Raw genomic sequence first — 22,929 nt, 5'->3', positions numbered from 1 at the left:
TAGCGAGCACGAACATTATTGTCGATCCAAGCCCTCGGCCGATTAGTACCGGTCGGCTGAACACATTGCTGTGCTTACACCTCCGGCCTATCAACGTGATGGTCTGTCACGGGCCTTACCTGGTTGACCCAGTGGGAAACCTCATCTTGGAACAGGCTTCGTACTTAGATGCCTTCAGCACTTATCCCTTCCGCAGGTCGCTAACCAGCGGTGCCCTTGGCAGGACAACTGGCACACGAGAGCTGCGTCCGTCCCGGTCCTCTCGTACTAGGGACAGCCTTCCTCAAGTTTCCTCCGGCTGCAGCGGATAGGGACCGAACTGTCTCACGACGTTCTAAACCCAGCTCGCGTACCGCTTTAATGGGCGAACAGCCCAACCCTTGGGACCTGCTTCAGCCCCAGGATGCGATGAGCCGACATCGAGGTGCCAAACCTTCCCGTCGATATGGACTCTTGGGGAAGATGAGCCTGTTATCCCCGGCGTACCTTTTATCCGTTGAGCGACGGCCCTTCCACAAGGAGCCGCCGGATCACTATCGCCTACTTTCGTACCTGCTCGACTTGTAGGTCTCGCAGTCAAGCTCCCTTGTGCGATTGCACTCAGCGCCTGATTGCCAACCAGGCTGAGGGAACCTTTGCGCGCCTCCGTTACAATTTAGGAGGCGACCGCCCCAGTCAAACTACCCGCCTGGCACTGTCCCCCATCCGGATCACGGACGAAGGTTAGAGTCCCGGCATACGCAGGGTGGTATTTCAAGGGTGACTCCACACTGGCTGGCGCCAATGCTTCCAAGTCTCCCACCTATCCTACACAGCGCATGCCAAAACCCAATACCAAGTTGTAGTAAAGGTGCACGGGGTCTTTCCGTCCTGCTGCAGCTAACGAGCATCTTTACTCGTACTTCAATTTCGCCGGGTCTGTGGTTGAGACAGTAGGAAAGTCGTTACGCCATTCGTGCAGGTCGGAACTTACCCGACAAGGAATTTCGCTACCTTAGGACGGTTATAGTTACCGCCGCCGTTTACTGGGGCTTAGGTTCAGAGCTTCGCCTTACGGCTAACCCTTCCCCGTAACCTTCCAGCACCGGGCAGGCGTCACAGCGTATACATCGCCTTACGGCTTGGCACGCTGCTGTGTTTTTAGTAAACAGTCGCTTTCCCCTGGTCTCTGCGGCCCCCTCAAGCTCAGGACGCGAAGTCCTTCACCCTAGTGGGGCCCTCCTTCTCCCGAAGTTACGGAGGTATTTTGCCGAGTTCCTTAACCACAGTTCTCCCGATCGCCTTGGTATTCTCTACCTGCCCACCTGTGTCGGTTTGGGGTACGGGCGCTGTGCCAACTAACTAGCGGCTTTTCTAGGCAGCATAGGATCAATCACTTCACCTGTAACGGCTCGGTATCACGTCTCAGACTTTATGGGGCCCGGATTTACCTAGTCCCCGTCCTACACGCTTACCCCAGGACTACCATCGCCTGGGATGATCTACCTTCCTGCGTCCCCGCGTTGCTTGCGTCCTTCAAGTGGGTCGGTTCGTCCGAAGACAGCCCCTTAGCAACTCAAGATCAGCATTGGCGCGGGCACAGCGGTACCGGAATATCAACCGGTTGTGCATCGACTACGCCTCTCGGCCTCGTCTTAGCTCCCGACTCACCCTGGGCGGATTAGCCTTCCCCAGGAACCCTTGGGCTTTCGGCGGAGGGGTTTCTCACCCCTCTTTCGCTACTCATGCCTGCATTCTCACTCGACCACGCTCCACGACGGTTCACACCACCGCTTCGCTGCGAGGTCGACGCTCCCCTACCACTCCTGTCTTGCGACAGAAATCCGCGGCTTCGGCTCTGGACTTGAGCCCCGTTACATTGTCCGCGCAGGATCACTCGACCAGTGAGCTGTTACGCACTCTTTCAAGGGTGGCTGCTTCTAAGCCAACCTCCTGGCTGTCTGTGCAATCCCACATCGTTTACCACTTAGTCCAGAATTTGGGGCCTTAGCCGGCGGTCTGGGCTGTTTCCCTTTCGACCAACGAAGCTCATCCCCCGTGGTCTCACTGCAGAGCTCTGGAGTCATGGCATTCGGAGTTTGGCTGGGGTTGGTAAGCTTGTTGGCCCCCGTACCCATCCAGTGCTCTACCTCCATGACTGAACACTCCACGCTGCACCTAAATGCATTTCGGGGAGAACCAGCTATCACCGAGTTTGATTGGCCTTTCACCCCTACCCACAGGTCATCCCCCATGTTTTCAACCATGGTGGGTTCGGTCCTCCACGGGGTCTTACCCCCGCTTCAACCTGCCCATGGGTAGATCACTCGGCTTCGGGTCTACAACATGCGACTGAACGCCCTATTCAGACTCGCTTTCGCTCCGGCTCCCCATCACTGGTTAACCTTGCCACACATCGTAACTCGCAGGCTCATTCTTCAAAAGGCACGCCATCGCGGCTTCGGACAAGTCCGAAACGACGCTTTGACTGATTGTAAACCAACGGTTTCAGGTACTATTTCACTCCCCTCCCGGGGTACTTTTCACCATTCCCTCACGGTACTATTCGCTATCGGTCGCCTAGACATACTTAGCCTTACGAGGTGGTCCTCGCTGATTCACGCCGACTTTCACGGTTCCGGCGTTACTCGGGAGACTTGACCTGAGGCTGAGTGCGTTTCGTGTACAGGACTCTTACCTTCTGCGGTGGGCCGTTCCTGAACCCTTCCACTACGCATCAACTTGGTAACTCAGTGCCGGTTCTGGTGCACCGACTGTCAGTTCCCACAACACCGAAATGGCAACGCCACCAGGCTTGACACCATTTCGGTTTAGGCTGTTCCCTCTTCGCTCGCCGCTACTAAGGGAGTCGCGGTTGCTTTCTTTTCCTCAGGGTACTGAGATGTTTCAATTCCCCTGGTTCCCTCTACCCGCCCTATGTGTTCAGGCGGGAGTGACACCCCATGACGGGTGCCGGGTTTCCCCATTCGGATATCCACGGATCAAAGCTTGGTAGGCAGCTCCCCGTGGCCTTTCGTGGCCACCCACGTCCTTCATCGGTGCTAGGCGCCAAGGCATCCACCGTTGGCTTTTTGTAACTTGGAAGAACAAAGATGCTCGTGCTCGCTATGCAATTCTCAAGGAGCTTCCGGACCAACGGGTCGTAGACGCCAGGACACCGACCCGAAGGGCCGGCGGTGCCTGGCAGAGCTCGAGGGAGAAACTCCCTCAAAACAGAAGAGAAGACGTAGGGACCTGCCACCGGTGTGCGAAAGAGCCGAAACTCAATTTCGTCGCCTGACATGGAGGACCGAATAGCGAGTGATCAACTCGGGAGTACCCCTCGTGATGAGGGGATGTCTCCTTAGAAAGGAGGTGATCCAGCCGCACCTTCCGGTACGGCTACCTTGTTACGACTTCACCCCAATCGCCGATCCCACCTTCGACAGCTCCTTCCCCGAGGGGTTAGGCCACTGGCTTCGGGTGTTACCGACTTTCGTGGTGTGACGGGCGGTGTGTACAAGGCCCGGGAACGTATTCACCCCGGCGTTGCTGATCCGGGATTACTAGCAACTCCAGCTTCACGGAGTCGAGTTGCAGACTCCGATCCGAACTGAGACTGGCTTTGTGGGATTCGCTCAACCTCGCGGTTTCGCAGCCCTTTGTACCAGCCATTGTAGCATGTTTGCAGCCCTGGACATAAGGGGCATGATGACTTGACGTCGTCCCCACCTTCCTCCGAGTTGACCCCGGCAGTCTCCTACGAGTCCCCACCATTACGTGCTGGCAACATAGGACAAGGGTTGCGCTCGTTGCGGGACTTAACCCAACATCTCACGACACGAGCTGACGACAGCCATGCACCACCTGTGATAGGCCCAAAAGGACACCATATCTCTATGGCTTTTCCTACCATGTCAAACCCAGGTAAGGTTCTTCGCGTTGCCTCGAATTAAGCAACATGCTCCGCTGCTTGTGCGGGCCCCCGTCAATTCCTTTGAGTTTTAGCCTTGCGGCCGTACTCCCCAGGCGGGGTACTTAATGCGTTAGCTTCGGCACGGAATCCGTTGATAAGACCCCACACCTAGTACCCAACGTTTACGGCGTGGACTACCAGGGTATCTAATCCTGTTCGCTCCCCACGCTTTCGCTCCTCAGCGTCAGTGCCAGCCCAGAGCGCCGCCTTCGCTGCTGGTGTTCCTCCTGATATCTGCGCATTTCACCGCTACACCAGGAATTCCACGCTCCTCTACTGGACTCTAGTCACAACAGTATCGGGTGGCGTCTCCAGGTTGAGCCTGGAGGTTTCACACCCGACTTATCGAACCGCCTACGAGCTCTTTACGCCCAATGAATCCGGACAACGCTTGCCCCCTACGTGTTACCGCGGCTGCTGGCACGTAGTTGGCCGGGGCTTCTTCTGTGGGTACCGTCTTGTTTCGTCCCCACTGAAAGCGGTTTACAACCCGAAGGCCTTCATCCCGCACGCGGCGTTGCTGCGTCAGGCTTTCGCCCATTGCGCAAGATTCCCCACTGCTGCCTCCCGTAGGAGTCTGGGCCGTGTCTCAGTCCCAGTGTGGCTGATCGTCCTCTCAGACCAGCTACCCGTCGATGCCTTGGTGGGCCGTTACCCCACCAACTAGCTGATAGGCCGCGAGGCTCTCCCGGAGCGGAATCCATTTCCTCACCAAGCCATGCGACTCGGTGAGGACATCCGGTATTAGCTTTCCTTTCGAAAAGTTATCCCGGTCTCCGGGGCAAGTTCCTCACGTGTTACTCACCCGTTCGCCACTAGGCCTTCCACAGTGTTGCCACTGTATGGACCTCGTTCGACTTGCATGTGTTAGGCACGCCGCCAGCGTTCGTCCTGAGCCAGGATCAAACTCTCCATCGAGATCTCGAACCCTCCACCAAGGCGGGGGGCCCTTCGATCGGTTTTGAAGAGCCGGCGATCCCGGGATCGGTTGAATGATCCCGTTCTTTGCCGACTGGCACCAGAACAGCCAGCATTTACTGCTGTCCGTATCAAGTGCATTTCATTCTTTGAACGGCTGCGCGACCCTCCGAGGAGAGTCGGGCAGACGCCCGCACTCGCTTTTTCGTCCTCTCTTCTGTTTTCAAGGAGCCTCGTCCGCTCCGAAGAGCAGCGCTCAACCGGCAGTCGTCACCCAGTGGGCAACGGTGGTGCCGAGACACCCTTCCGGTGGCTACCCGACAGTGTCAGGGCCTCCGTGGGGCGAAGGGACAACCTAGCGGGCCGCCGTGAAGAGTGTCAACTCGGGGCAAGCGGGGAGGGAGAAGCGGTGATCAGGCCCCTGCGTCGAGGACCGCCCAGCCCTTCTTCCCTTTCCGAATGAGCACCCAGCGGTCCTGGACGAGATCAGCGGTGGTGAGAGGGCGGCCGACGTCCACCTTCTGGCCGTTCACCGAAATCCCGTGCTGGTCGATCTGGCGGCGGGCATCGCCCCCCGAGCTGGCCAAGCCGGTGCGCACGAGCACCAGAGCAAGGTCGACCCCGACGGCCAGCGACTCTCCCGGAGCCAGGGTGGCACCCGGCACCTCGCGGGCCACGGCGGCAAGGGCCTCGGCGGAGGCCTCTCGCGGATCAGCGCCAAAGAGCACGGCGGCGGCCTGCTCGGCCGCCGCCAGTGCCTCGGGTCCATGCACCACCTCGGTGACCTCCGCCGCCAGGGTCTTCTGACCCAACCGTTGGTCGGGAGCGGCCTGATGGGCGGCCACGAGGGCATCGACGTCGTCCATCGACAGGAGGGTGAACTGGGCCAGCAGTCGAGGCACGTCTACGTCCTCGGTCTGTAAAAAGTGCTGGTAGAAGGCATAAGGCGAGGTCATCTCCGGGTCGAGCCACACCTGTGCCCCGGTGGACTTTCCCAGTTTCGCCCCGGCCGCGTTGGTGAGCAACGGCCAACACAGGCCGTGGGCCACCGCACCCTGACGGCGGCGGATCAAATCCACCCCGGAGAGGATGTTGCCCCACTGATCGGACCCGCCGATCTGCAGGACACACCCCTCGCGCTCGTGCAACCACGCGTAGTCGTTGGCCTGGAGAAGCATGTAGGAGAACTCTGTGAAGGAGATGCCGTTCTCCCCCGCCATGCGCGCCTTCACGCTCTCGCGAGCCACCATCTGGTTCACCGTCACGTGCTTGCCCACGTCGCGCAGGAAGTCCAACAAGCGCAGTTCCCCTGTCCAGGAAAGGTTGTCTACCAGCGTCCAGGGACCTTCCGGGCCGAGGAGGCGCGCGATCTGGCTTTTGATGGCGGCCACATTTACCGCCAGGGTGTCCCGATCGAGCAGATTGCGCTCCGAGGAGCGACCCCCCGGATCGCCCACCATTCCCGTGGCGCCCCCCGCCAAGGCCAACGGTCGGTGACCGGCGTCTTGGAAACGGCGCAGGGTCAACAGGCCGATCAGGTTGCCGTGATGCAAGCTCGCGGCGGTGGGGTCACAGCCGTAGTAGAGGGTGATCGGGCCCTGCTCCATGAGCGCGTGGAGCGCCGAGCGGTCGGTGGTGTCCTGCACCAAACCACGACGATCCAGGTCAGCGAGTATGTCCATCACTCCCCATCGTCCCCGCCGGAGGGCCTCCCGGTCCAGCCGAATCGCTCGGCGTCCGTAAGGGGGCGGGGTCAATGCGTCAAGATGATCCCAGCCCAGCCGCGGATTCGCTCTTCCTTCCGCAGCTTTGCAGTCCTGGCCCTTCCTGCTGATGCTTGCCGTTACCAAGGTCGCGAGACGTTGACCAAGACACCGCAGAAGATCGAGTCCTCTACGATCTACCGCCCCGCGCAAGCGCTTCGGTATACCTTCCATGCCATCCGGAGACGACCGTGCATCGGCGTTCCGGCCGGGAGCCACCGTGATCCTTGACGTGGATGACTAGCCGAGTGGACACGGCCCCACCCCGATGGGGAGGCTGCGCACTGTGGCTACCCCCTCCGCTGGTCGGATCACCGTGATCGTGCTCGTGGCGGCCATGGTGGCCATGTGGGTCTATGTCGTGTACCTCGCCGTCGGCCCCGGCCGACAACCGCCACCGGATCGCTTGGCAGACCCGTCCTTCGCGGTGGCCGCCCAGCGACGCTGCGCTTCTGCCCAGGCCGTCGTGGGTCAGTTGCCCACCGCTAATCAGTCGGAGAACGCCAGCGAGCAGGCCGCCGTAGTGGAGCGCGCCAACGACGAGTTTGCCGCCATGCTTGAGGACCTCGACGCTCTGGTGCCCCCCACCGGCGAGGGCCGTTTGGTGGAGGCTTGGCTCGCCGACTGGCGGATCTACCTGGGCGACCGAGAGCGCTACGCCGACGCCTTGCGTTCCGATCCCGATGTCCGCCTGCTCGTGTCCGCCAAAGATCGGGAACAGATCACGGAGTTCATTGATGCCTTTGCCGCTGACAACCGCATGCCGGCCTGCGCTACCCCTCTTGACGTGGGCTGAGACCGTTCAGCACGGCAAAACCCGCCCGCGCCATCCGCCGCGTCCCTAGATCGGCCCCCAGCGCCACCAGATCGTCGAGGCCCACCCACCGGTTCCCCTCCGATTCATGGTTAGTGACCGCCACCGAACCGGCGGGCGCCAAGACCAGATGCCGAACGTCGAGGTGGAGGTGATCTCCTTCGGCGCCCCCGGCGTGATGGAACCAGTGGATATCGAGGTCAATGGCGGGGGTGACCACCGACATTCCTTCGATGCCCGTCTCCTCCTCCGCTTCGCGCAGAGCAACCGCCGCCAGGTTGGCATCGCCGTCGGCATGACCCCCGGGCTGTAGCCATCGCCGCATCTTGGTATGGAACAGCAGCAAGGTGCGACGAGTCGCCACATCGATCACCAACGCAGAGCCGGTGAGGTGGCCGGGGGTGCAGGAGCGGTGCAGAGCATCGGGGTGGTTGGCGAGGAAGGCCAGGATGCGGCACCGGTTCTCCTCGACGGCACGATCCCCCGGGGGAACGGCTCGCACGGCGTCCTGGGCCACGGCAAGGTCCGCGCTCGGCGCCAGGCTTGAGGCCCCGCGTTGGTGCCGCGCCAACGCCACCGACCCCGTGGCCTCGGTGGGGGTCGCCCCCATTCAGGTGGCGGCCTGGCGGAAGTCCTCGGGCACGCGCACCGTGGTGGTGGTTCCGATCTGCACGGCCACGTAGGTGAGTTCGGCGTTGAACACGGGTGCGCCCTCCACGGTGCCAACAAACCCAACATCGAAACTGCTGTGGCCCCAGCGAACCACCGCTACGGCGATGGCCAGGTCGTCGCCCACCCGGGCGCCGCCGTCCCAGGTGATGGTGGCCTTCTTCACCATCACGTCCCAAGGGCTCGCCGGGCCCAGGGCGCCCAGCGAGCGAAACCAACAATCGGCGGCATCATCGCAATAGGCCAGGTAATGGGCGTTGAAGACGACCTGTTGCATGTCGACCTCGCCGTAGCGGATCTGCACGTGATGGAGATAGCTCATCAACTACCGAGCCTTGCGCATTGGGCCGGCCTGGCGACGCCGCTCAGAGAGCGACGCGCTCCCCATCGGCGCGCAGTTGCTCCTCGAAGCGGCGCAGTTGCACCGCTACCGCGGCCGGGCCCGCCCCGCCGGGAGTGGTGCGCCGCGTGACCGACACCCCCGGCGCGAGCAGCGCCACACCGTTGTCACCCAAGGCGGGGTGGGCGGCTACGAGCGCGGCCAGCGACGGGCCCGCTTCCATCGACTGGCGCACGAGGGTCCCCACGAGCGCGTGGGCCTCTCGGAACGGCATACCCCCCACCACCAGGTATTCCGCCAGGTCGGTGGCGGCGGCGGCCGGTACGTCGGCGGCCGCCTGCATGCGCTCCACATCGAAACGCAGCGTCGCCATCAGGCCCCCCATCGCCGTGAGGGCAAGGGATACCTGATCAACCGCATCGAACAACGGCTCCTTGTCCTCTTGGAGATCGCGGTTGTAGGCCAGCGGTAGGCCCTTGAGGGTGGCCAGCAGACCGGTGAGATCTCCGATGAGACGGCCAGCCTTGCCCCGAGCCAGTTCCGCGATGTCGGGGTTTTTTTTCTGCGGGAGCATCGAGCTGCCGGTGCTGTAGGCGTCGTCGAGATGGGCAAAGCCAAACTCCTCGCTGCACCAGAGCACCACCTCTTCCCCCATTCGGGACAGATGAATACCCACCATGGTGAGGTCGAATACCGCCTCGGCCACGAAGTCCCGATCCGACACCGCATCAAGGCTGTTCTCGAACCGGTGGGCGAAGCCCAACTCCGCCGCCACGCCATCGGGATCGAGGGGAATCGACGATCCCGCCAACGCCCCCGCGCCCAGGGGTGACACGTCGGCCCGGCGGTGACAGTCGAGGAGGCGATCCACATCGCGCGCCAGAGCCCATCCGTGGGCTAAGAGGTGATGGGCCAGCAACACCGGTTGCGCCCGTTGGAGATGGGTGTACCCCGGCAGGTATGCCTCCCCCACCGCGATGGCCTGATCCACCAGCACTTGTTGAAGACCAAGGATGCGTCCGGCCACCTCTCGCAGGGCCCGCTTGGTGTAGAGCCGCAGATCCGTGGCCACCTGATCGTTGCGACTACGCCCGGTATGAAGTTTGGCCCCCGCCGCCCCGGCCAGTTCGGTAACCCGTCGTTCAACGGCGGTATGGATGTCCTCATCGGCGGGGCCGAAAACAAAAGAGCCCGCGCTCAGTTCGCTCTCCACCTGATCAAGCGCCCCCAACACCGCGTCACACTCGGCGCGGGTGAGAACGCCGGCGCCCGTGAGACCCCGCACATGGGCGCGCGAGCCCTTCAGGTCATCGGGCCAGAGACGTTGGTCGAAAGACAGGCTCGCCGTGTAGGCGAGCAGTTCCTCCGCCGGTCCCCCGGCAAAGCGGCCGTGCCAGAGCGTGCTCATCGTTGGTGCAGGCGGCCCTGCGTCCCCGCCCAGGTCTCCACCGACAGCCCCCACAGCCGCACGAACCCCGCCGAATCTTCATGACGGAATGAGTCGTCGGCCTCGTAGGTGGCCAGCCCGTAGTCGTAGAGGCTGTGGGGGCTGCGGCGGCCCGTGACCTCACATGACCCCGGGGCCAAGGCCAGACGAACCTCCCCGGTGACGTAGCGCTGGGTCTCGGCGATGAAGGCATCGAAGGCCTCCTTGAGGGGACTGAACCAGAGCCCGTCATAGATGAGTTCGGCGTAGCGGGGTTCGATCCGGGCCTTCTCGCGCTGCACATCACGTTCGAGGCAGACGCCTTCCAGATCCCGATGGGCGAGGATGAGCGCGAGGCTGGCCGGGCACTCATAGGTCTCCCGGCTCTTGATGCCAACCCGACGGTTCTCCACCATGTCCACGCGGCCCCAGCCGTAGCTCCCTACCAACGCGTTGAGGCGCTCGACGACCCCTAAGACGCTGAGGGATTCGCCGTCGATGCTCACCGGCACCCCTGCCTCAAAGCCCAGGACGACCTCGACCGGTTCGGTGGCCGTGGGGCGGGTGAGGAGCCAGACGCCCGCCGGGGGGGTGTTCCAAGGATCCTCCATCTCGCCGCACTCGATAGCCCGTCCCCAGATGTTGTCGTCGATTGAATACACCTTCTCCTTAGTGGCCACGATCGGGATGTTGTGGTCATAGGCGTAGAGAATGCTGTCCTCGCGGGTCATGCCCCAGGAACGAACCGGCGCAATGACCTCGAGGTCCGGATTGAGGGCCCGAGTGGAAACTTCGAAGCGGACCTGATCGTTGCCCTTCCCCGTGCAGCCATGGGCCACCGCGTCGGCCCCGTGCTCGGCGGCGGCGGCCACGAGATGTTTCACAATGACCGGTCGAGAGAGAGCCGAAACCAGGGGGTAGCGGTTCTCGTAGAGCGCGTTGGCCGCCAGGGCCGGGGCGCAGTACTCGGCGGCGTATTCCTCCTTGGCATCGACCACGATGGCGTCGATCGCCCCGGCCGCCCGGGCGCGCTCTTTGACCACCTCGTAGTCTTCGGCGGCCTGGCCTACATCTACGGCCAGGGCGATGACCTCCACCCCGAGATTGTCGATCATCCAGCGGACCGCGACCGACGTGTCGAGGCCGCCGCTGTAGGCGAGAACGACGCGCTTAGTCATGGGTATGCCTGCTTCCTGGGTGGTTAGAGACCAGCGAGATCAGAGAGTTGATGGGCTACTGCGGAACCTTGTGCGTCTTGGGCGACTACGACGATGAGGGTGTCATCTCCCGCCACGGTACCCAGCACGCCGGGGAGCCCGGAGCGATCCAGAGCGGAGCCCACCACGTGGGCCGAGCCGGGGGGCGTGCGAAGGACCACCAGATTGCCGGACTGATTGACCTCCACCACCCAATCGCCAAAGACGCGTCGGAGATGGTCCTCCGGCGCCCTTTGTTCGGCGGGGAGTTCGGGGATGGCGTACACCGTGTCCCCGCCCGCCACCCGAACCCGAATGGCCCCGAGGTCCTGCAGATCTCGCGAGACCGTGGCTTGGGTGGCGCTCACCCCCTCGGCGCTGAGCAGTTCCACGAGGTGGGTTTGGCTCGTCACCGCCTGCTCGGCGAGGAGCTTGGTGATGCGGTGTTGTCGTTGTGGCTTGGCGACCATCAGGCCGTCCCCTCGAGGAGAAAGCGCAGGAGGCCTCGAAAGGCATGGAGACGGTTGTGCGCTTGGACAATGACCCGGCTCTGTGGACCGTCGACCACCACGGTGGCCACTTCCTCGCCCCGATGGGCGGGCAGGCAGTGCATGAACACGGCTTTCGCGGTGGCGGCGGCCATCACGGCGGCGTCCACCTGAAATCCCTCGAAAGCGGCCCGACGAGCGGCGATTTCGTCTTCCTGGCCCATCGAGGACCACACATCGGTATGAACGGCGTCGGCTCCGGCGGCGGCTTCCACCGGCCGATCACTCATAAACGGCGGGCCGGCGGCACCGGCGAGGATGAGGCGATCGATGTCGGCCGGGCTGGGCCCAAAGCCGACGGGGCTGGCGATCCGGAAGTGCATGCCGGCCATGGCGGCGCCCAGGGCCAGGCTTCGGGCCACATTGTTGAAGTCGCCGATCCAGGCCACCGTGGCACCGGCCAGACTCCCCCACTCTTGGCGCATCGTGAGGAGATCAGCGAGCACCTGGCAGGGGTGGGCTCGGTCCGAAAGGAGGTTGACGATCGGAATCTGCGAGCAGGCGGTCATCTCCTCGAGGACCCGGTGATCGAACACCCGAGCGCCCAGGATGGCGTGATACCCCGACAGCACCCGGGTGATGTCGGTCATCGACTCCCGCCCGCTCCCGCCGATCTCATCGGAGCGGAAGGTCACCGGGTGCCCGCCCAAGTGGACCACCGCCGTCTCGCAGGAGTGGCGAGTGCGTAGGGACGGCTTTTCGAAATAGAGCCCCACCGTCTGGCCGGCCAAGAGCGGTGGACGAGACGGGTCATCGGCCAGATCGAGGATCCGGGTTAGTTCGGACGGCGAGAGGTCGTCGAGATCGAGCAGGTGCCGGGTCATGTGAGAACCTCCGTGAGGGCGACGAGGGCGACGTCGAGTTCCTCATCGTTGATCAACAGGGACGGCGCCAACCTCAGCGCCGTGGGCGTGATGGCATTCACGATCACGCCGTCAGCCAACAGGCGAGCCGCCACGCCAGGGGCATCATGGCCGTCGAGTTCCACGGCCAACAACAGCCCGAGTCCCCGCACCTCCTTCACGCCCGCCAGGGCCGTCACCCCGCGGGTCAATCGCTGGCCGGCCCGCTGTGCTCGGGCCGGGACGTCTTCGGCCTCCATCACCGCCAGTACGGCGCGGGCGGCGGCCGCCGCCAGCGGCTGGCCCCCGTAGGTGGTGGCGTGGTCGCCGGGAGCGAAGACCGCCGCCACCTCGGTCTTGGCCCAACAGGCTCCGATGGGCACGCCGTTTCCGAGGGCCTTGGCCATGGTGACCACATCGGGCACGACGCCGAGGTGTTGGTGAGCGAACCACGAGCCGCACCGGCCGAGGCCCGTCTGCACCTCATCGACCATGAAGAGAATGCCGCGCTCGTCGCACAGCCGCCGCACGCCCTGGAAGTAGGCCGCACTCGCCGGGTTCACTCCACCCTCGCCCTGCACCGGCTCGAGGAGCACGGCGGCGACCGATGGGTCGAGCGCCGCTTCGAGCGCGTCGAGGTCCTGCCAGGCGACGTGGCGGAACCCCTCCGGAAGGGGCTGGAACGCCTCGTGCTTGGCGGGCTGGCCGGTGGCGTGGAGCGTGGCCAGGGTGCGCCCGTGGAAGGAGTTGAAGGCGCTCACCACAACATGCCGACCGCGTCCTCCGAAGCGGCGGGCCAACTTCAGGGCACATTCGTTGGCCTCGGCCCCGGAGTTGGCGAAGAACACCTGCCCCCGCATACCGCCGGCGGCGGGCCAGCCGGGCTGGCCCACCCCGAGGAGACGATCGAGGGTCTGGGCCACCTGCCAACCCGGTTCCGTGCCGAAGAGGTTGGAGACATGCAGCAGCGTCTGGGCCTGGGCGTAGAGGGCGTCCGCCACGGCGGGATGACTGTGGCCGAGGCTGGTGACGGCCAGACCCGAGAGCAGATCCAGATAGCGACGCCCGTCCCTATCCCAGAGCCAAACCCCTTCACCCCGCACCAGTTGTAGCGATGGGGGCCCGTAGGTGGGCATGAGCGGGCAGTGGTCGAGCGACGGTGCGCCCATGGCCTGGGCGTGGGTGTTCATGCGGGCTCCTCGGGCACGATCATGGTGCCGATACCGGCGTCGCTGAAGAGTTCCAGCAGGACGACATGGGGGAGCCGACCATCGAGGAGATGGGCCGAGGCCACCCCATGCCCCACCGCGTGCAAGCAGGCGTCGATCTTGGGGATCATCCCGCCTCTCAGGGCTCCGGCGGCCACCAGTTCAGCCAAGCCGGAAGCATCGATCCGGCTGATGAGGCTGCCCGGATCGTCGCAATCGGCGAGGAGGCCCTCGACGTCGGTGAGATAGATGACCTTCTCGGCACCAAGAGCCTCGGCCAGCGCTCCTGCCACCGTGTCGGCGTTGATGTTGTAGGTCTGCCCTTGGGCATCGGCCCCCATCGTGCTCACGACCGGAATGAGATCTTCGGCCAGGAGGCGTTGGAGGATGGCCGGGTTCACGGACTGAACATCACCCACGAAGCCGAGGTCGGGGTGGCGGGCACCGGCCACGATGAGACCGGCGTCCTCCCCGCTCACGCCCACGGCGAGGGATCCGTGGAGATTGATGGAGGCCACGATCTCGCGATTGACCTTGCCCACCAAGACCATGCGGGCGATGTCCACGGTCTCGGCATCGGTCACGCGTTGGCCGTCGCGAAACTCAGGAACCTTGCCGAGCCTCGTCATCAGGTCACTGATCTGAGGACCTCCGCCGTGGACCACCACGGGCCGCAGGCCCACCGAGCGCATCAGCACCACATCGGCGGCGAAGGTGGCCGCCAGCGCGGGGTCCACCATGGCGTTACCGCCGTACTTGACCACCATGGTGCGGCCATGGAAGCGCTGAATGTAGGGCAGAGCCTCGATAAGCACGGCGGCCCGGGCCTCGGCCGTCTCCCGGGCGGTGGGGACAGTCGGCATCATGAGGTACCCATGTTCTCGTCGATGTAGGCGTGGGTGAGATCGTTGGTGAGGATCTGGGCTCGGCCATCGCCGAGGCCGAGGTGGGCCGTGACCTCGATCCACTCCTGGTCCATGTAGGCGGCGATGGCGATGGGGTCCACCGGCGCGGTGACGCCTCCTTCGGCCACGATCAACTCGCCGTAGCGAACCGTCAGGCGTTCGGGTTCGAAGACGATCCCCGCCGCGCCCAACTCACTGGCAATCCGACCCCAGTAGGGGTCCTTGCCGTACCAGGAGCACTTCACGAGTTGGCTCTCCGCCACCCGACGAGCGCCGGCGCGCGCATCGTCATCGGAGGCGGCTCCCGTGACCTTCACGCGCACCACTTTGGTGTGGCCCTCGGCGTCGCCCACCATCTGGGTGGCCAGGTCGAGACACACCTCGGCCACCGCGCCAGCGAACGCCGCCGAGTCGGTGGGCGGACCGGCTAGCCCCGAGGCGAGGAGGATCACGGTGTCGTTGGTGGAGGTGCATCCATCCGAGGACATGGAGTTGAAGCTCGCCGCCACCGCCGCCCGCAGCACCTCGGTAAGGGCGGGCGCGGCGAGAGCGACATCGGTGGTGATCACCGCCAACATCGTGGCCATGTTGGGGGCGAGCATGGCGGCCCCTTTAGCCATGCCCCCCACCACGAACCCCGGCCCCCGCACCACCGCTTCCTTCCGGTGGGTGTCGGTGGTGCAGATGGCTTGGGAGGCGGCGATGGCACCGGCGGGGCTGGAGTTGAGTCCCGCTACCAGGTCCACCACGCCGCTCGCAATGGCATCCATGGGCAGCGAGTAACCAATGAGCCCGGTGGAGCAGACGAGCACCTCGTGAGCCGCGCAACCGATCTCCGCCGCCACCAACTCGGTCATGCGCTCGGCATCGGCCACACCGGAGGGGCCGGTGGCGGCGTTGGCACATCCGCTGTTGAGGACCACCGCGGCGGCCTGCCCCTCGGACAAGAGCAGGTGGGCACTCGTGGTGATCACCGGCGCGGCGGTCATCTTGTTCTGCGTGAACACCGCCGTGGCGCTGACCGGCTCACCGTCGTGGGTGGCCACGATACTGAGATCGAGATCACCCGATTCCTTGATGCCACAGGCCACCCCGTGGGCCCGGAATCCTGCGGCCGCGGTCACACTCATAGCCAACTCACGATCTCTCCCGACGGGGGGATGGGACATTCCGTCGTCCACCGCAGCCCGGGGTTCATGGGTAGACCCCGGCGATGGGAAGGCCGGTGGTTTCGGGGAGGCCGAGGAGCAGGTTGGCGCACTGCACCGCGGCCCCCGCGGCGCCCTTGGTGATGTTGTCGAGGGCGGCGATGGCCAACACGTACCCGCTACGCGGGTCATAGCGCGCCGTGACATGGGCACAGTTCGAACCCAGGGTGGCCTTGGTAGACGGCGAGGTTTCGGTGACCACCACGAAGGGCTCGCCGGCGTAGGCCTGACGGAGGAGATCCAGGAGCGCCGTCGTGCTGGTGGTGCCGGTGGGGCGGGCGTAACAGGTAGCCAAGATACCGCGGTTCATCGGGGCCAAATGGGGGGTGAAGAGGACCGTGGCTCCGAGTATCTGCTCCATCTCGGGGGTGTGCCGATGGTCGAGCAGGCCGTAGGCCGTGAAATCTTCGTCCACCGCGCAAAAGGTGGTGGACGCTTGCGGCGAGCGGCCGGCACCGGACACTCCCGAGGCGGCGTCCACGATGATCCCCTGCGGGTCGATGACCCCGGCCCGCGTGAGCGGGGCGAGGGCGAGGGCCGCTGCGGTGGGATAGCACCCCGGGGTGGCCACGTGGGTGGCGGCAAGGATGGCGGGGCGGAACAGTTCGGGGAGGCCGTAGGCGAAGTGCGGCAGCAACTCGGGGGCGGTGTGGGCCTCGCCGTACCACTGGGGGTACAAGCGGGCGTCCTGGAGACGGAAGTCGGCGGCGAGGTCGACGAGGTGACCCACCTTGCCGATGAGCTCGGGCACGATGGCCTGACTGGCACCGTGGGGCAGGCCGAGGAACACCACATCCAGACCGGCCACCTCGGCCGGGTCGTACGCCCGGTAGACGAGCGACGGATAGGCGGCGGCCAAACTGGGGTAGAGATCGGCGGCCCGGGACCCGGCTTGGCTGTCGCCGGTGGCCATACGGACGTCCAGGTCGGGGTGGGCCGCGCTCAAGCGCAGCAACTCGGCGCCGATGAAGCCCGACGCCCCGATGATGCCTACGGAAACCATCCGAGAATCATGCATCATCTTGCATGATCATGCAAGGACCCTTCAGCCTCCCGGCCCTCTCCGCCTCCTCCCCGTGGTTTCGCTCGGCGGCCGGGAGGCGTTATGTTCTCGCCTCATGGTTGTCCCGTCTCACCCCTCGGTCACCACGATCGACCCCGACCTCGACCGCCGCACCGACGAGAACCTGTCCACCGCCTCACCCGAATCGGCCCACATCGTGAGGACCGAACCGGGCGAATCAGCGGCGGCCAAAGTGACCGAAGCCCGAATCTTCGGCTATCCGCTGGAGGCCCTGTGCGGGGAACGCTTCGTGCCTCAAAAAGATCCCGGCAAACTCCCCCTCTGTGGCATCTGTCAGGAGATCTACAGCCTCTACCGCCAGATGGGCGACGGTGGCCTCAACGAGACCCCCGGTAGTTGAGGGCGCCGATGGGCCTAGGTGCGCAACGTGGCGGGCAGCGCCGATTGCACGGCATCAATCACCCCTGAGCGCGCGGCAGCAACATCGCCCTCGGTGAGGGTGCGCTCGGCCGCTTGGAAGCGGAGGCGGTAGGCGAGGCTCCGGCGACCCTCGGCCACCCCTGGCCCGCGATACACGTCGAAGAGTTCCACGCTCCACAACAGCGGACCACCAGCGGCGTCGATGGCGTCGTGCACGGCCGCGGCGGGGACCTCGTCGTCTACCTCGAAGGCGAGGTCGATATCGCTACTCGGGAAGAGGCTGAAGGACCGGTAGACGGCGTCACCGTGGGGTCGGTCAAGAAGGGCATCGAGATCGAGTTCGAGGTAGCCAACCCGCTCAGCGATGTCGTGGACCGCCAGTACCTCCGGATCGATTTCCCCTACTGCCCCCACCGCGAGATCGCCGAACCGCAACGACGCCGAACGGGTGGGATGCAGGCCGGGCCGAGGGTCGTTGTGCAGGCCCACATCCCTTAGCCCGAGGGCCTCCGCCAACGCGTGCCACACCAGGACGGCGTCGGGAGCCGCCGATCCCGCCAACACCACCCCAAGCACCTCTCGTTCATCGGGCAACTCCGCGTGGGGATCACGGGGACGGTTGAAGGTGTGGCCGATCTCGAAGAGCCGCACGCCGTGGTTGCGGTGCGACCAGTTGTAGGCCACTGCCCCCACCAAACCCGGCAGCAATGAAGTGCGCAACACGGACTGTTCGGCCGCCAGGGGATTGGCAATGGTGATGCCGTCGTCGGGCAGTCCACAACGGGCCAACTCCCCCGGGGCCAGGAAGGGCATCGGCATGGCCTCGGAGATTCCCCGACCCACCAACGTGGCCCGCAGGCGGCGCCGATCCAATTGGCGCGCCGATAGCGCGCCGGTGGTGGCGGCGCGAGGAAGGGTGCGGCCCAGCGCCGTGTAGCCGTGGTGACGGGCTACTTCCTCAATCACATCGATCTCGGTGGCGGAGTCGTAGCGCCACGACGGAATCTGCACCTCGAGATCCTGCCCCACGGCGGTAACCCGGAAGCCGATGGGATCGAGCACCTCCGCGATGCGAGCTGAACCCAAATCCGAACCCAACAACTTGGCCACGCGAGCAGTGCGCACGAGCACTGGAGGCCGATCGGGCAAGGTGCCGGTGGCCCGTACCGAGCCGTCTTCCAACCCTGCCCCGAGCAGATCGGCGAACCGGCGCATGGCGAGATCCACGATTTCGGGATCGGTCCCCTTCTCAAAGCGAGCCGACGCTTCGGATCGAAGTTTGTGCCGGCGCGAGGATTTCACGATGCCTATCGGGTGGAACCAGGCCATCTCCACGAGGACGTCCTGAGTGCTCGCATCGATCTCGCTGGCCGATCCACCCATGATGCCCGCCAGCCCCACGGGTACATCATGGCCATCGCAGATCAGAAGGTCCTCGGGGCTCAGAGAACGCTCGATGGCGTCGAGGGTGACGAGCGCTTCCCCGTCGTGCGCCAGACGCACCCGAAAGCCGGGGCCCGCCACCTTGGCGAGGTCATAGGGATGATTGGGCTGCCCTAGTTCGAGCATGACGTAGTTCGACACGTCCACCACGTTGTTGATCGAGCGCATTCCGAGCAGCGCCAAGCGGGTGGCCACCTTCGGATCGCCCGGGCCCACGGCGACACCTCGCAGCACCCGGGCTTCGAACAGGCCACACCGTTCGGGGGCCAAAATCTCCACCCCGACCGAGCCAATCGCCGCCGCCGGGAGAAGGACCGGGGTGGGGTCGGGAAGACTGAAGGGCAGCCGTAGCCGCGCCGCTAGGTCGCGCGCCACGCCGGCGATCGACATCGCATCGGGCCGGTTCGGATTGATCTCGAGGTCGTAGAGGACATCGGCCGAAATGCCCAACGCCTCGGTGAAGGGCGTCCCGGGAGTCAGGTGGTTCGGGAGGAGGAAGATCCCGCCGGTATCACCACCCAGGCCCAGTTCGGAGGCTGAGCACAGCATCCCATTCGACCATACGCCGGCCATCTTGCGACGGCCGATCTCCATCCCGCTGGGCATCGTGGTGCCAATGGTGGCCAACGGGACGAGATCGCCCACCTGCATGTTGAAGGCCCCGCACCCCACCTCGAGTGGCTCGCCGTCTCCGGCATCGACGGTGACCAGGTGAATCTTGTTGGCCCCTTCTACTGGTCGCGTGTCGATCACCCGCGCCACCACGACCCCCCCGAGACCCTCGCCGAGACGTTCGAGTTCCTCCACCGCCATGCCCAGGTCGCTCATCTCCTCACCGAGCGCGACGGGGTCCCCTTCGAAGGGAGCGAAGTCGCGCAACCACGAGAGCAAGACCTTCATGCTGCTGTCCTTAGAACTGACTCAGAAAGCGGATGTCGTTGGTGAAGAGGTCGCGCAGGTCGGCCACTCCATGGGCACTGGCCCCGAGGCGATCGAGCCCAAACCCGAACGCGAAGCCCTGCCACTCTTCGGGATCGATGCCGCAGTTGCTCAACACATTGGGGTGCACCATCCCGCAGCCCCCGAGTTCCAACCACGAGCCGTCGGGACGCTGGATGTCGAACTCCGCCGAAGGCTCCGTGAAGGGGAAGTAGGACGGCCGCAGGCGAGAGGTGAAATCGCCGCCGAAGAACGCCTTCGTGAAGGCATCGAGCGTGCCGGCGAGGTCGGCGAAGGTGATGTTGCGGTCGATCACCAACCCCTCGATCTGATGAAAGACAGGCATGTGGGTGGCGTCGGGGGTGTCCTGGCGAAACACCCGGCCGGGCATCACCATGTAGAAGGGCGGCTCCTCGCCGCTCATCACCCGCACCTGCACCGGTGAAGTGTGGGTGCGAAGCACGGTGGAGCCCGGCGCCCCCATCTCCACGTAGAGCGTGTCGTACATGTCCCGGGCTGGGTGATCGAGCGGGAAATTGAGGGCGCCGAAGTTGTGCCAATCCGTCTCTACCTCGGGACCCTCGGCAATGGTGAACCCCATCCCGACGAACACATCCTCGAGGGTCTCCATGGCCTGGGTGACGAGGTGGAGGTGACCGGCGCCGGTTCCGGGGGCCGCTTCGGTGAGGTCGAGCCGCTCGGCGTTCAGTTGGAGGCGGCGCTGTTCCCCCTCCAGTTCCAACCGACGGGCCGTTACCGCACTCTCCACGGTGGCCCGCGCCCGGTTGAGGGCCCCGCCTACCGCTCGCCGCCCATCGGGGTCGAGCCCACCCAACTGGGACTTGTAGGAGGCCAGCACCGATTTCTTACCCAGCAGTTCCGACTCGATCGCCGCCAGTTCCTCGAGGCTGCCGGCGGCCGCCAGACGCGGCGGCGCGGTGGTCTCAAGGGCGGCGATGTTCTCGAGCATGACAGAGAATGGTCCCCGGTCAGCCCGGGGTGCCGCCAATCGGTTTCGGCGCGCTCGTCCGTTGGCGGAGGGCCTCGAACGCCAGCACGGATCCGGTCATGGCCACGTTGAGGGACTCGGCCCGTCCGGTGAGCGGGATCGTGAGGCACTGATCGACGGCGGCGGCTACGTCGTCGGGCAGGCCGTGGGCCTCGCTCCCGAGCAGGATCGCCGTCGGTCCGGTGAGATCGACGGTGTGGTACGGCGTACCGCCACGCACCACGGTGGCGAACGTGCGCACCCCCGCTTCTCGTAGCGCCTCGGTTACCGCCATCGTGTCTCCTCCGCTGGCCACCGGGAGGTGGAACAGCGCCCCCGCTGATGCCCGCACGCACTTCGGATTGCTGGGATCCACGGAGGTCCCGCAGAACAATACCGCGGCCGCTCCGGACGCTTCGGCGGCCCGCAGCAAGGTGCCCGCGTTGCCGGGGTCGGCTACGTCTACCAGGACGAACGCCATGGCCCCGGCGGCGGCGGCGGTCACCGCCTCGGACACCGATACCTCCACCCGGGCGGCGATAGCGGCGATTCCCTGCGGGCTGACCGTGTCCACCGCTCGGGCCAACACCTCTTCCCGGATCTCGTGCACCCTGACGCCGGCGACCTCGAGGGTGTCGATGAGGGCGGGGTCCACGCGGTCGGTGGCGAAGGCCTCACGGATGGCCACTCCCGCGGTGAGGGCTTCCGCGATGAGCACGGGCCCATCCACGACAAAAGCTCCGGCCTCTAGACGCGCCGCGCGGCGCCCCGAGAGGCGCCGCAGCAGTTGCACGCTGGGATGTCGGGGGCCGATCGGCCCTCGATCATGGTTCAGGTGGTCTCCTTGGCCGAGGCCTCGGTGGCGGTCTGCACCAGGGACGCGAAGGCCAGCGGCTCCCGAACGGCCAGATCGGCCAGCACCTTGCGGTCGACGGTGATCTCGGCCACCCGCAACCCGGAAATGAAACGGCTGTAGCTCGTCCCATTCTCCCGACAGGCGGCGTTGATTCGTTGGATCCACAGCGAGCGGAAGTCGCCCTTACGAGCCCGACGGTCACGGAAGGCATAGCGACCGGCGTGCATCACCGCCTCGTTGGCGGACTTGAAGGACCGGCTCTTGTTGCCGTAGTAGCCCTGGGCGCGCTCGAGGGTTGCCCGGCGCTTCTTCTTCGAATGGACGGCGCGCTTTACTCGTGCCATAAGTCGTTCCTCCTTAACCCGGCCTAGAGGCCGAGCATCCGTTTGATTCGAGCCGCGTCACCGGGAGCGACACTGGTTTCACCCTTGAGCCGGCGCATCCGCTTGGGCGCCTTCTTCTCAAGGATGTGGTTGTTGTTGACCTGCAGTCGCCGGAGCTTGCCGGTACCAGTGACTTTGAAGCGCTTCTTGGCGCCGCGGTGGGTCTTCATCTTGGGCATGAGTGGATCTCTCTTTTCGGGCGAACCGAGAACCTCAGGTGGCGTTGGTCTCGCTGTCCGTCTCGGTGGTGTCGGTGGTGTCGGTGGTGTCGGTGGTGTCGGTGGTGTCGATGGCTTCGATGGCTGCAGTGGCTTGGATGACCGGCGTTTCGTCGGCCAACATTTTGGCCTCGGCAAGGGCTGCCGCTGCTGCTTTCGCCGCCGCTGCCTGTGCCTTCTTGTCGGGGGCTAGCACCATGGTCATGTTGCGTCCGTCCATGCGAGGGAAGATCTCCACTCGACCCACGTCCTTCACCGCAACCTCTACCTGCTCAAGGATCTTTCGGCCGAGTTCCGGATGAGCCACCTCACGACCACGGAAGGTCAAGGTGACTTTCACCTTGTGACCCTCGGTGAGGAAGTGCTCCACCTTGCGAGTTTTGGTGTCGAAGTCCCCGACGCCGATCTTGGGTCGGTATTTCATCTCCTTGATCACGACGTTGGTGGTCTTCCGGCGAGATTCCTTCGCCTTCTGGGCCGCCTCGTACTTGTATTTGCCGTAGTCCATGATTCGGCAGACCGGGGGATTCGCCTGGGCCGCAACTTCGACGAGGTCGAGATCGAGTTCCCGGGCAAGGGAGAGCGCATCGGGCAGCGGCTTGATACCGATCTGCTGCCCGTCATGGCCCACCAGTCGTACCTCACGGGCCCGGATCCGATCATTGATCCGTGGCTCGCCGGTGGCCGGGGGCGTGGCTATTGGGAAATCCTGTTCATGTAGGCGCTGCTACCTCCTGGGCGCGGAATGGGTTGGCTCACCGACCGATGCCGCCCAAAAACAACAAGGCGGATGTCGGAGAAGCCGACATCCGCCGCGCACCACAACGGACTACCCGCAGGAGTGATTGACCTTGGTCGACCCAACG

Annotated in this window: 19 protein-coding genes and 2 rRNA genes; 2 read left to right on the top strand and 19 right to left on the bottom strand. The window is 64.8% G+C overall.

Annotation, left to right across the window (positions count from 1 at the left end; all coding sequences use genetic code 11):
• Positions 1-23: 23 nt before the first annotated feature.
• The 3 genes from EXQ71_07255 to EXQ71_07245 form a co-directional block, all read right to left on the bottom strand.
• Positions 24-3,099, bottom strand: a 23S ribosomal RNA gene (locus tag EXQ71_07255).
• Between the two features lie 240 nt (positions 3,100-3,339).
• A 16S ribosomal RNA gene (locus EXQ71_07250) occupies positions 3,340-4,873 on the bottom strand.
• Together the 16S and 23S rRNA genes form the textbook arrangement of a ribosomal RNA operon.
• Positions 4,874-5,286: 413 nt before the next feature.
• A complete protein-coding gene (locus tag EXQ71_07245) occupies positions 5,287-6,555 on the bottom strand; it encodes a tyrosine--tRNA ligase (protein ID MSO87304.1) in 1,269 nt (422 codons plus the stop codon).
• A gap of 367 nt (positions 6,556-6,922) precedes the next feature.
• On the opposite strand from EXQ71_07245, the gene EXQ71_07240 reads away from it, so the two are divergent.
• A complete protein-coding gene (locus EXQ71_07240) occupies positions 6,923-7,432 on the top strand; it encodes a hypothetical protein (GenBank protein MSO87303.1) in 510 nt (169 codons plus the stop codon).
• Here the strand turns inward: EXQ71_07240 and EXQ71_07235 are convergent.
• From EXQ71_07235 to EXQ71_07190, 10 genes are all read right to left on the bottom strand, one after another.
• The gene (locus EXQ71_07235) at positions 7,410-8,060 is read right to left on the bottom strand and encodes an NUDIX domain-containing protein (protein MSO87302.1); all 651 of its coding nucleotides are present in this window, start codon (positions 8,058-8,060) and stop codon (positions 7,410-7,412) included. The genes EXQ71_07240 and EXQ71_07235 overlap by 23 nt on opposite strands.
• Positions 8,061-8,441 (bottom strand): hypothetical protein, encoded by a 381-nt coding sequence (locus EXQ71_07230; GenBank protein MSO87301.1) that lies wholly within the window; start codon positions 8,439-8,441, stop codon positions 8,061-8,063.
• A gap of 43 nt (positions 8,442-8,484) precedes the next feature.
• Positions 8,485-9,867, bottom strand: a complete 1,383-nt coding sequence (argH, locus tag EXQ71_07225) for an argininosuccinate lyase (protein MSO87300.1) — start codon at positions 9,865-9,867, stop codon at positions 8,485-8,487.
• A complete protein-coding gene (locus tag EXQ71_07220) occupies positions 9,864-11,063 on the bottom strand; it encodes an argininosuccinate synthase (protein ID MSO87299.1) in 1,200 nt (399 codons plus the stop codon). Before EXQ71_07220 ends, argH begins: the two co-directional genes overlap by 4 nt.
• Before the next feature lie 23 nt (positions 11,064-11,086).
• Positions 11,087-11,551: an arginine repressor gene (gene argR, locus EXQ71_07215; protein ID MSO87298.1), complete on the bottom strand. Its 465-nt coding sequence runs from the start codon at positions 11,549-11,551 to the stop codon at positions 11,087-11,089.
• The gene (locus EXQ71_07210) at positions 11,551-12,453 is read right to left on the bottom strand and encodes an ornithine carbamoyltransferase (GenBank protein MSO87297.1); all 903 of its coding nucleotides are present in this window, start codon (positions 12,451-12,453) and stop codon (positions 11,551-11,553) included. The genes argR and EXQ71_07210 overlap by 1 nt, the downstream gene beginning before the upstream one ends.
• Positions 12,450-13,607, bottom strand: a complete 1,158-nt coding sequence (locus EXQ71_07205) for an acetylornithine transaminase (GenBank protein MSO87296.1) — start codon at positions 13,605-13,607, stop codon at positions 12,450-12,452. Before EXQ71_07205 ends, EXQ71_07210 begins: the two co-directional genes overlap by 4 nt.
• Before the next feature lie 50 nt (positions 13,608-13,657).
• Positions 13,658-14,542 (bottom strand): acetylglutamate kinase, encoded by an 885-nt coding sequence (argB, locus tag EXQ71_07200; protein MSO87295.1) that lies wholly within the window; start codon positions 14,540-14,542, stop codon positions 13,658-13,660.
• On the bottom strand, positions 14,542-15,714 hold the full coding sequence (gene argJ, locus EXQ71_07195) for a bifunctional glutamate N-acetyltransferase/amino-acid acetyltransferase ArgJ (protein ID MSO87294.1): 1,173 nt from the start codon (positions 15,712-15,714) through the stop codon (positions 14,542-14,544). Before argJ ends, argB begins: the two co-directional genes overlap by 1 nt.
• Positions 15,715-15,778: 64 nt before the next feature.
• Positions 15,779-16,810 carry an N-acetyl-gamma-glutamyl-phosphate reductase gene (locus tag EXQ71_07190; protein MSO87293.1) on the bottom strand — a complete coding sequence of 344 codons (1,032 nt, stop codon included), beginning with the start codon at positions 16,808-16,810 and terminating at the stop codon, positions 15,779-15,781.
• Between EXQ71_07190 and EXQ71_07185 the strand changes: the two genes are divergently transcribed.
• The gene (locus EXQ71_07185) at positions 16,758-17,216 is read left to right on the top strand and encodes a DUF3039 domain-containing protein (protein MSO87292.1); all 459 of its coding nucleotides are present in this window, start codon (positions 16,758-16,760) and stop codon (positions 17,214-17,216) included. The genes EXQ71_07190 and EXQ71_07185 overlap by 53 nt on opposite strands.
• 14 nt (positions 17,217-17,230) lie before the next feature.
• Here EXQ71_07185 and EXQ71_07180 read toward each other — a convergent pair whose 3' ends face one another.
• The 6 genes from EXQ71_07180 to EXQ71_07155 are packed head-to-tail and all read right to left on the bottom strand — an operon-like array spanning position 17,231 to position 22,730.
• The gene (locus EXQ71_07180) at positions 17,231-19,579 is read right to left on the bottom strand and encodes a phenylalanine--tRNA ligase subunit beta (GenBank protein ID MSO87291.1); all 2,349 of its coding nucleotides are present in this window, start codon (positions 19,577-19,579) and stop codon (positions 17,231-17,233) included.
• A 10-nt stretch (positions 19,580-19,589) separates the two neighbouring features.
• Positions 19,590-20,588, bottom strand: a complete 999-nt coding sequence (locus tag EXQ71_07175; GenBank protein ID MSO87290.1) for a phenylalanine--tRNA ligase subunit alpha — start codon at positions 20,586-20,588, stop codon at positions 19,590-19,592.
• A gap of 19 nt (positions 20,589-20,607) precedes the next feature.
• Positions 20,608-21,627, bottom strand: a complete 1,020-nt coding sequence (locus EXQ71_07170; GenBank protein ID MSO87289.1) for an RNA methyltransferase — start codon at positions 21,625-21,627, stop codon at positions 20,608-20,610.
• Complete coding sequence (locus EXQ71_07165) at positions 21,438-21,806, bottom strand: 50S ribosomal protein L20 (protein MSO87288.1); 369 nt, start codon at positions 21,804-21,806, stop codon at positions 21,438-21,440. Before EXQ71_07165 ends, EXQ71_07170 begins: the two co-directional genes overlap by 190 nt.
• A 23-nt stretch (positions 21,807-21,829) precedes the next feature.
• On the bottom strand, positions 21,830-22,024 hold the full coding sequence (locus EXQ71_07160; GenBank protein MSO87287.1) for a 50S ribosomal protein L35: 195 nt from the start codon (positions 22,022-22,024) through the stop codon (positions 21,830-21,832).
• Between the two features lie 34 nt (positions 22,025-22,058).
• Entirely contained in the window at positions 22,059-22,730 is a 672-nt protein-coding gene (locus tag EXQ71_07155; protein MSO87286.1) for a translation initiation factor IF-3, read from the bottom strand.
• Positions 22,731-22,929 lie beyond the last annotated feature (199 nt).

This window comes from Acidimicrobiia bacterium (assembly GCA_009694375.1).
GTDB lineage: Bacteria > Actinomycetota > Acidimicrobiia > Acidimicrobiales > VFJN01 > VFJN01.
The sequence above is the reverse complement of the archived record's forward strand: the minus strand, read 5'-3'. Positions and strand labels throughout refer to the sequence as shown.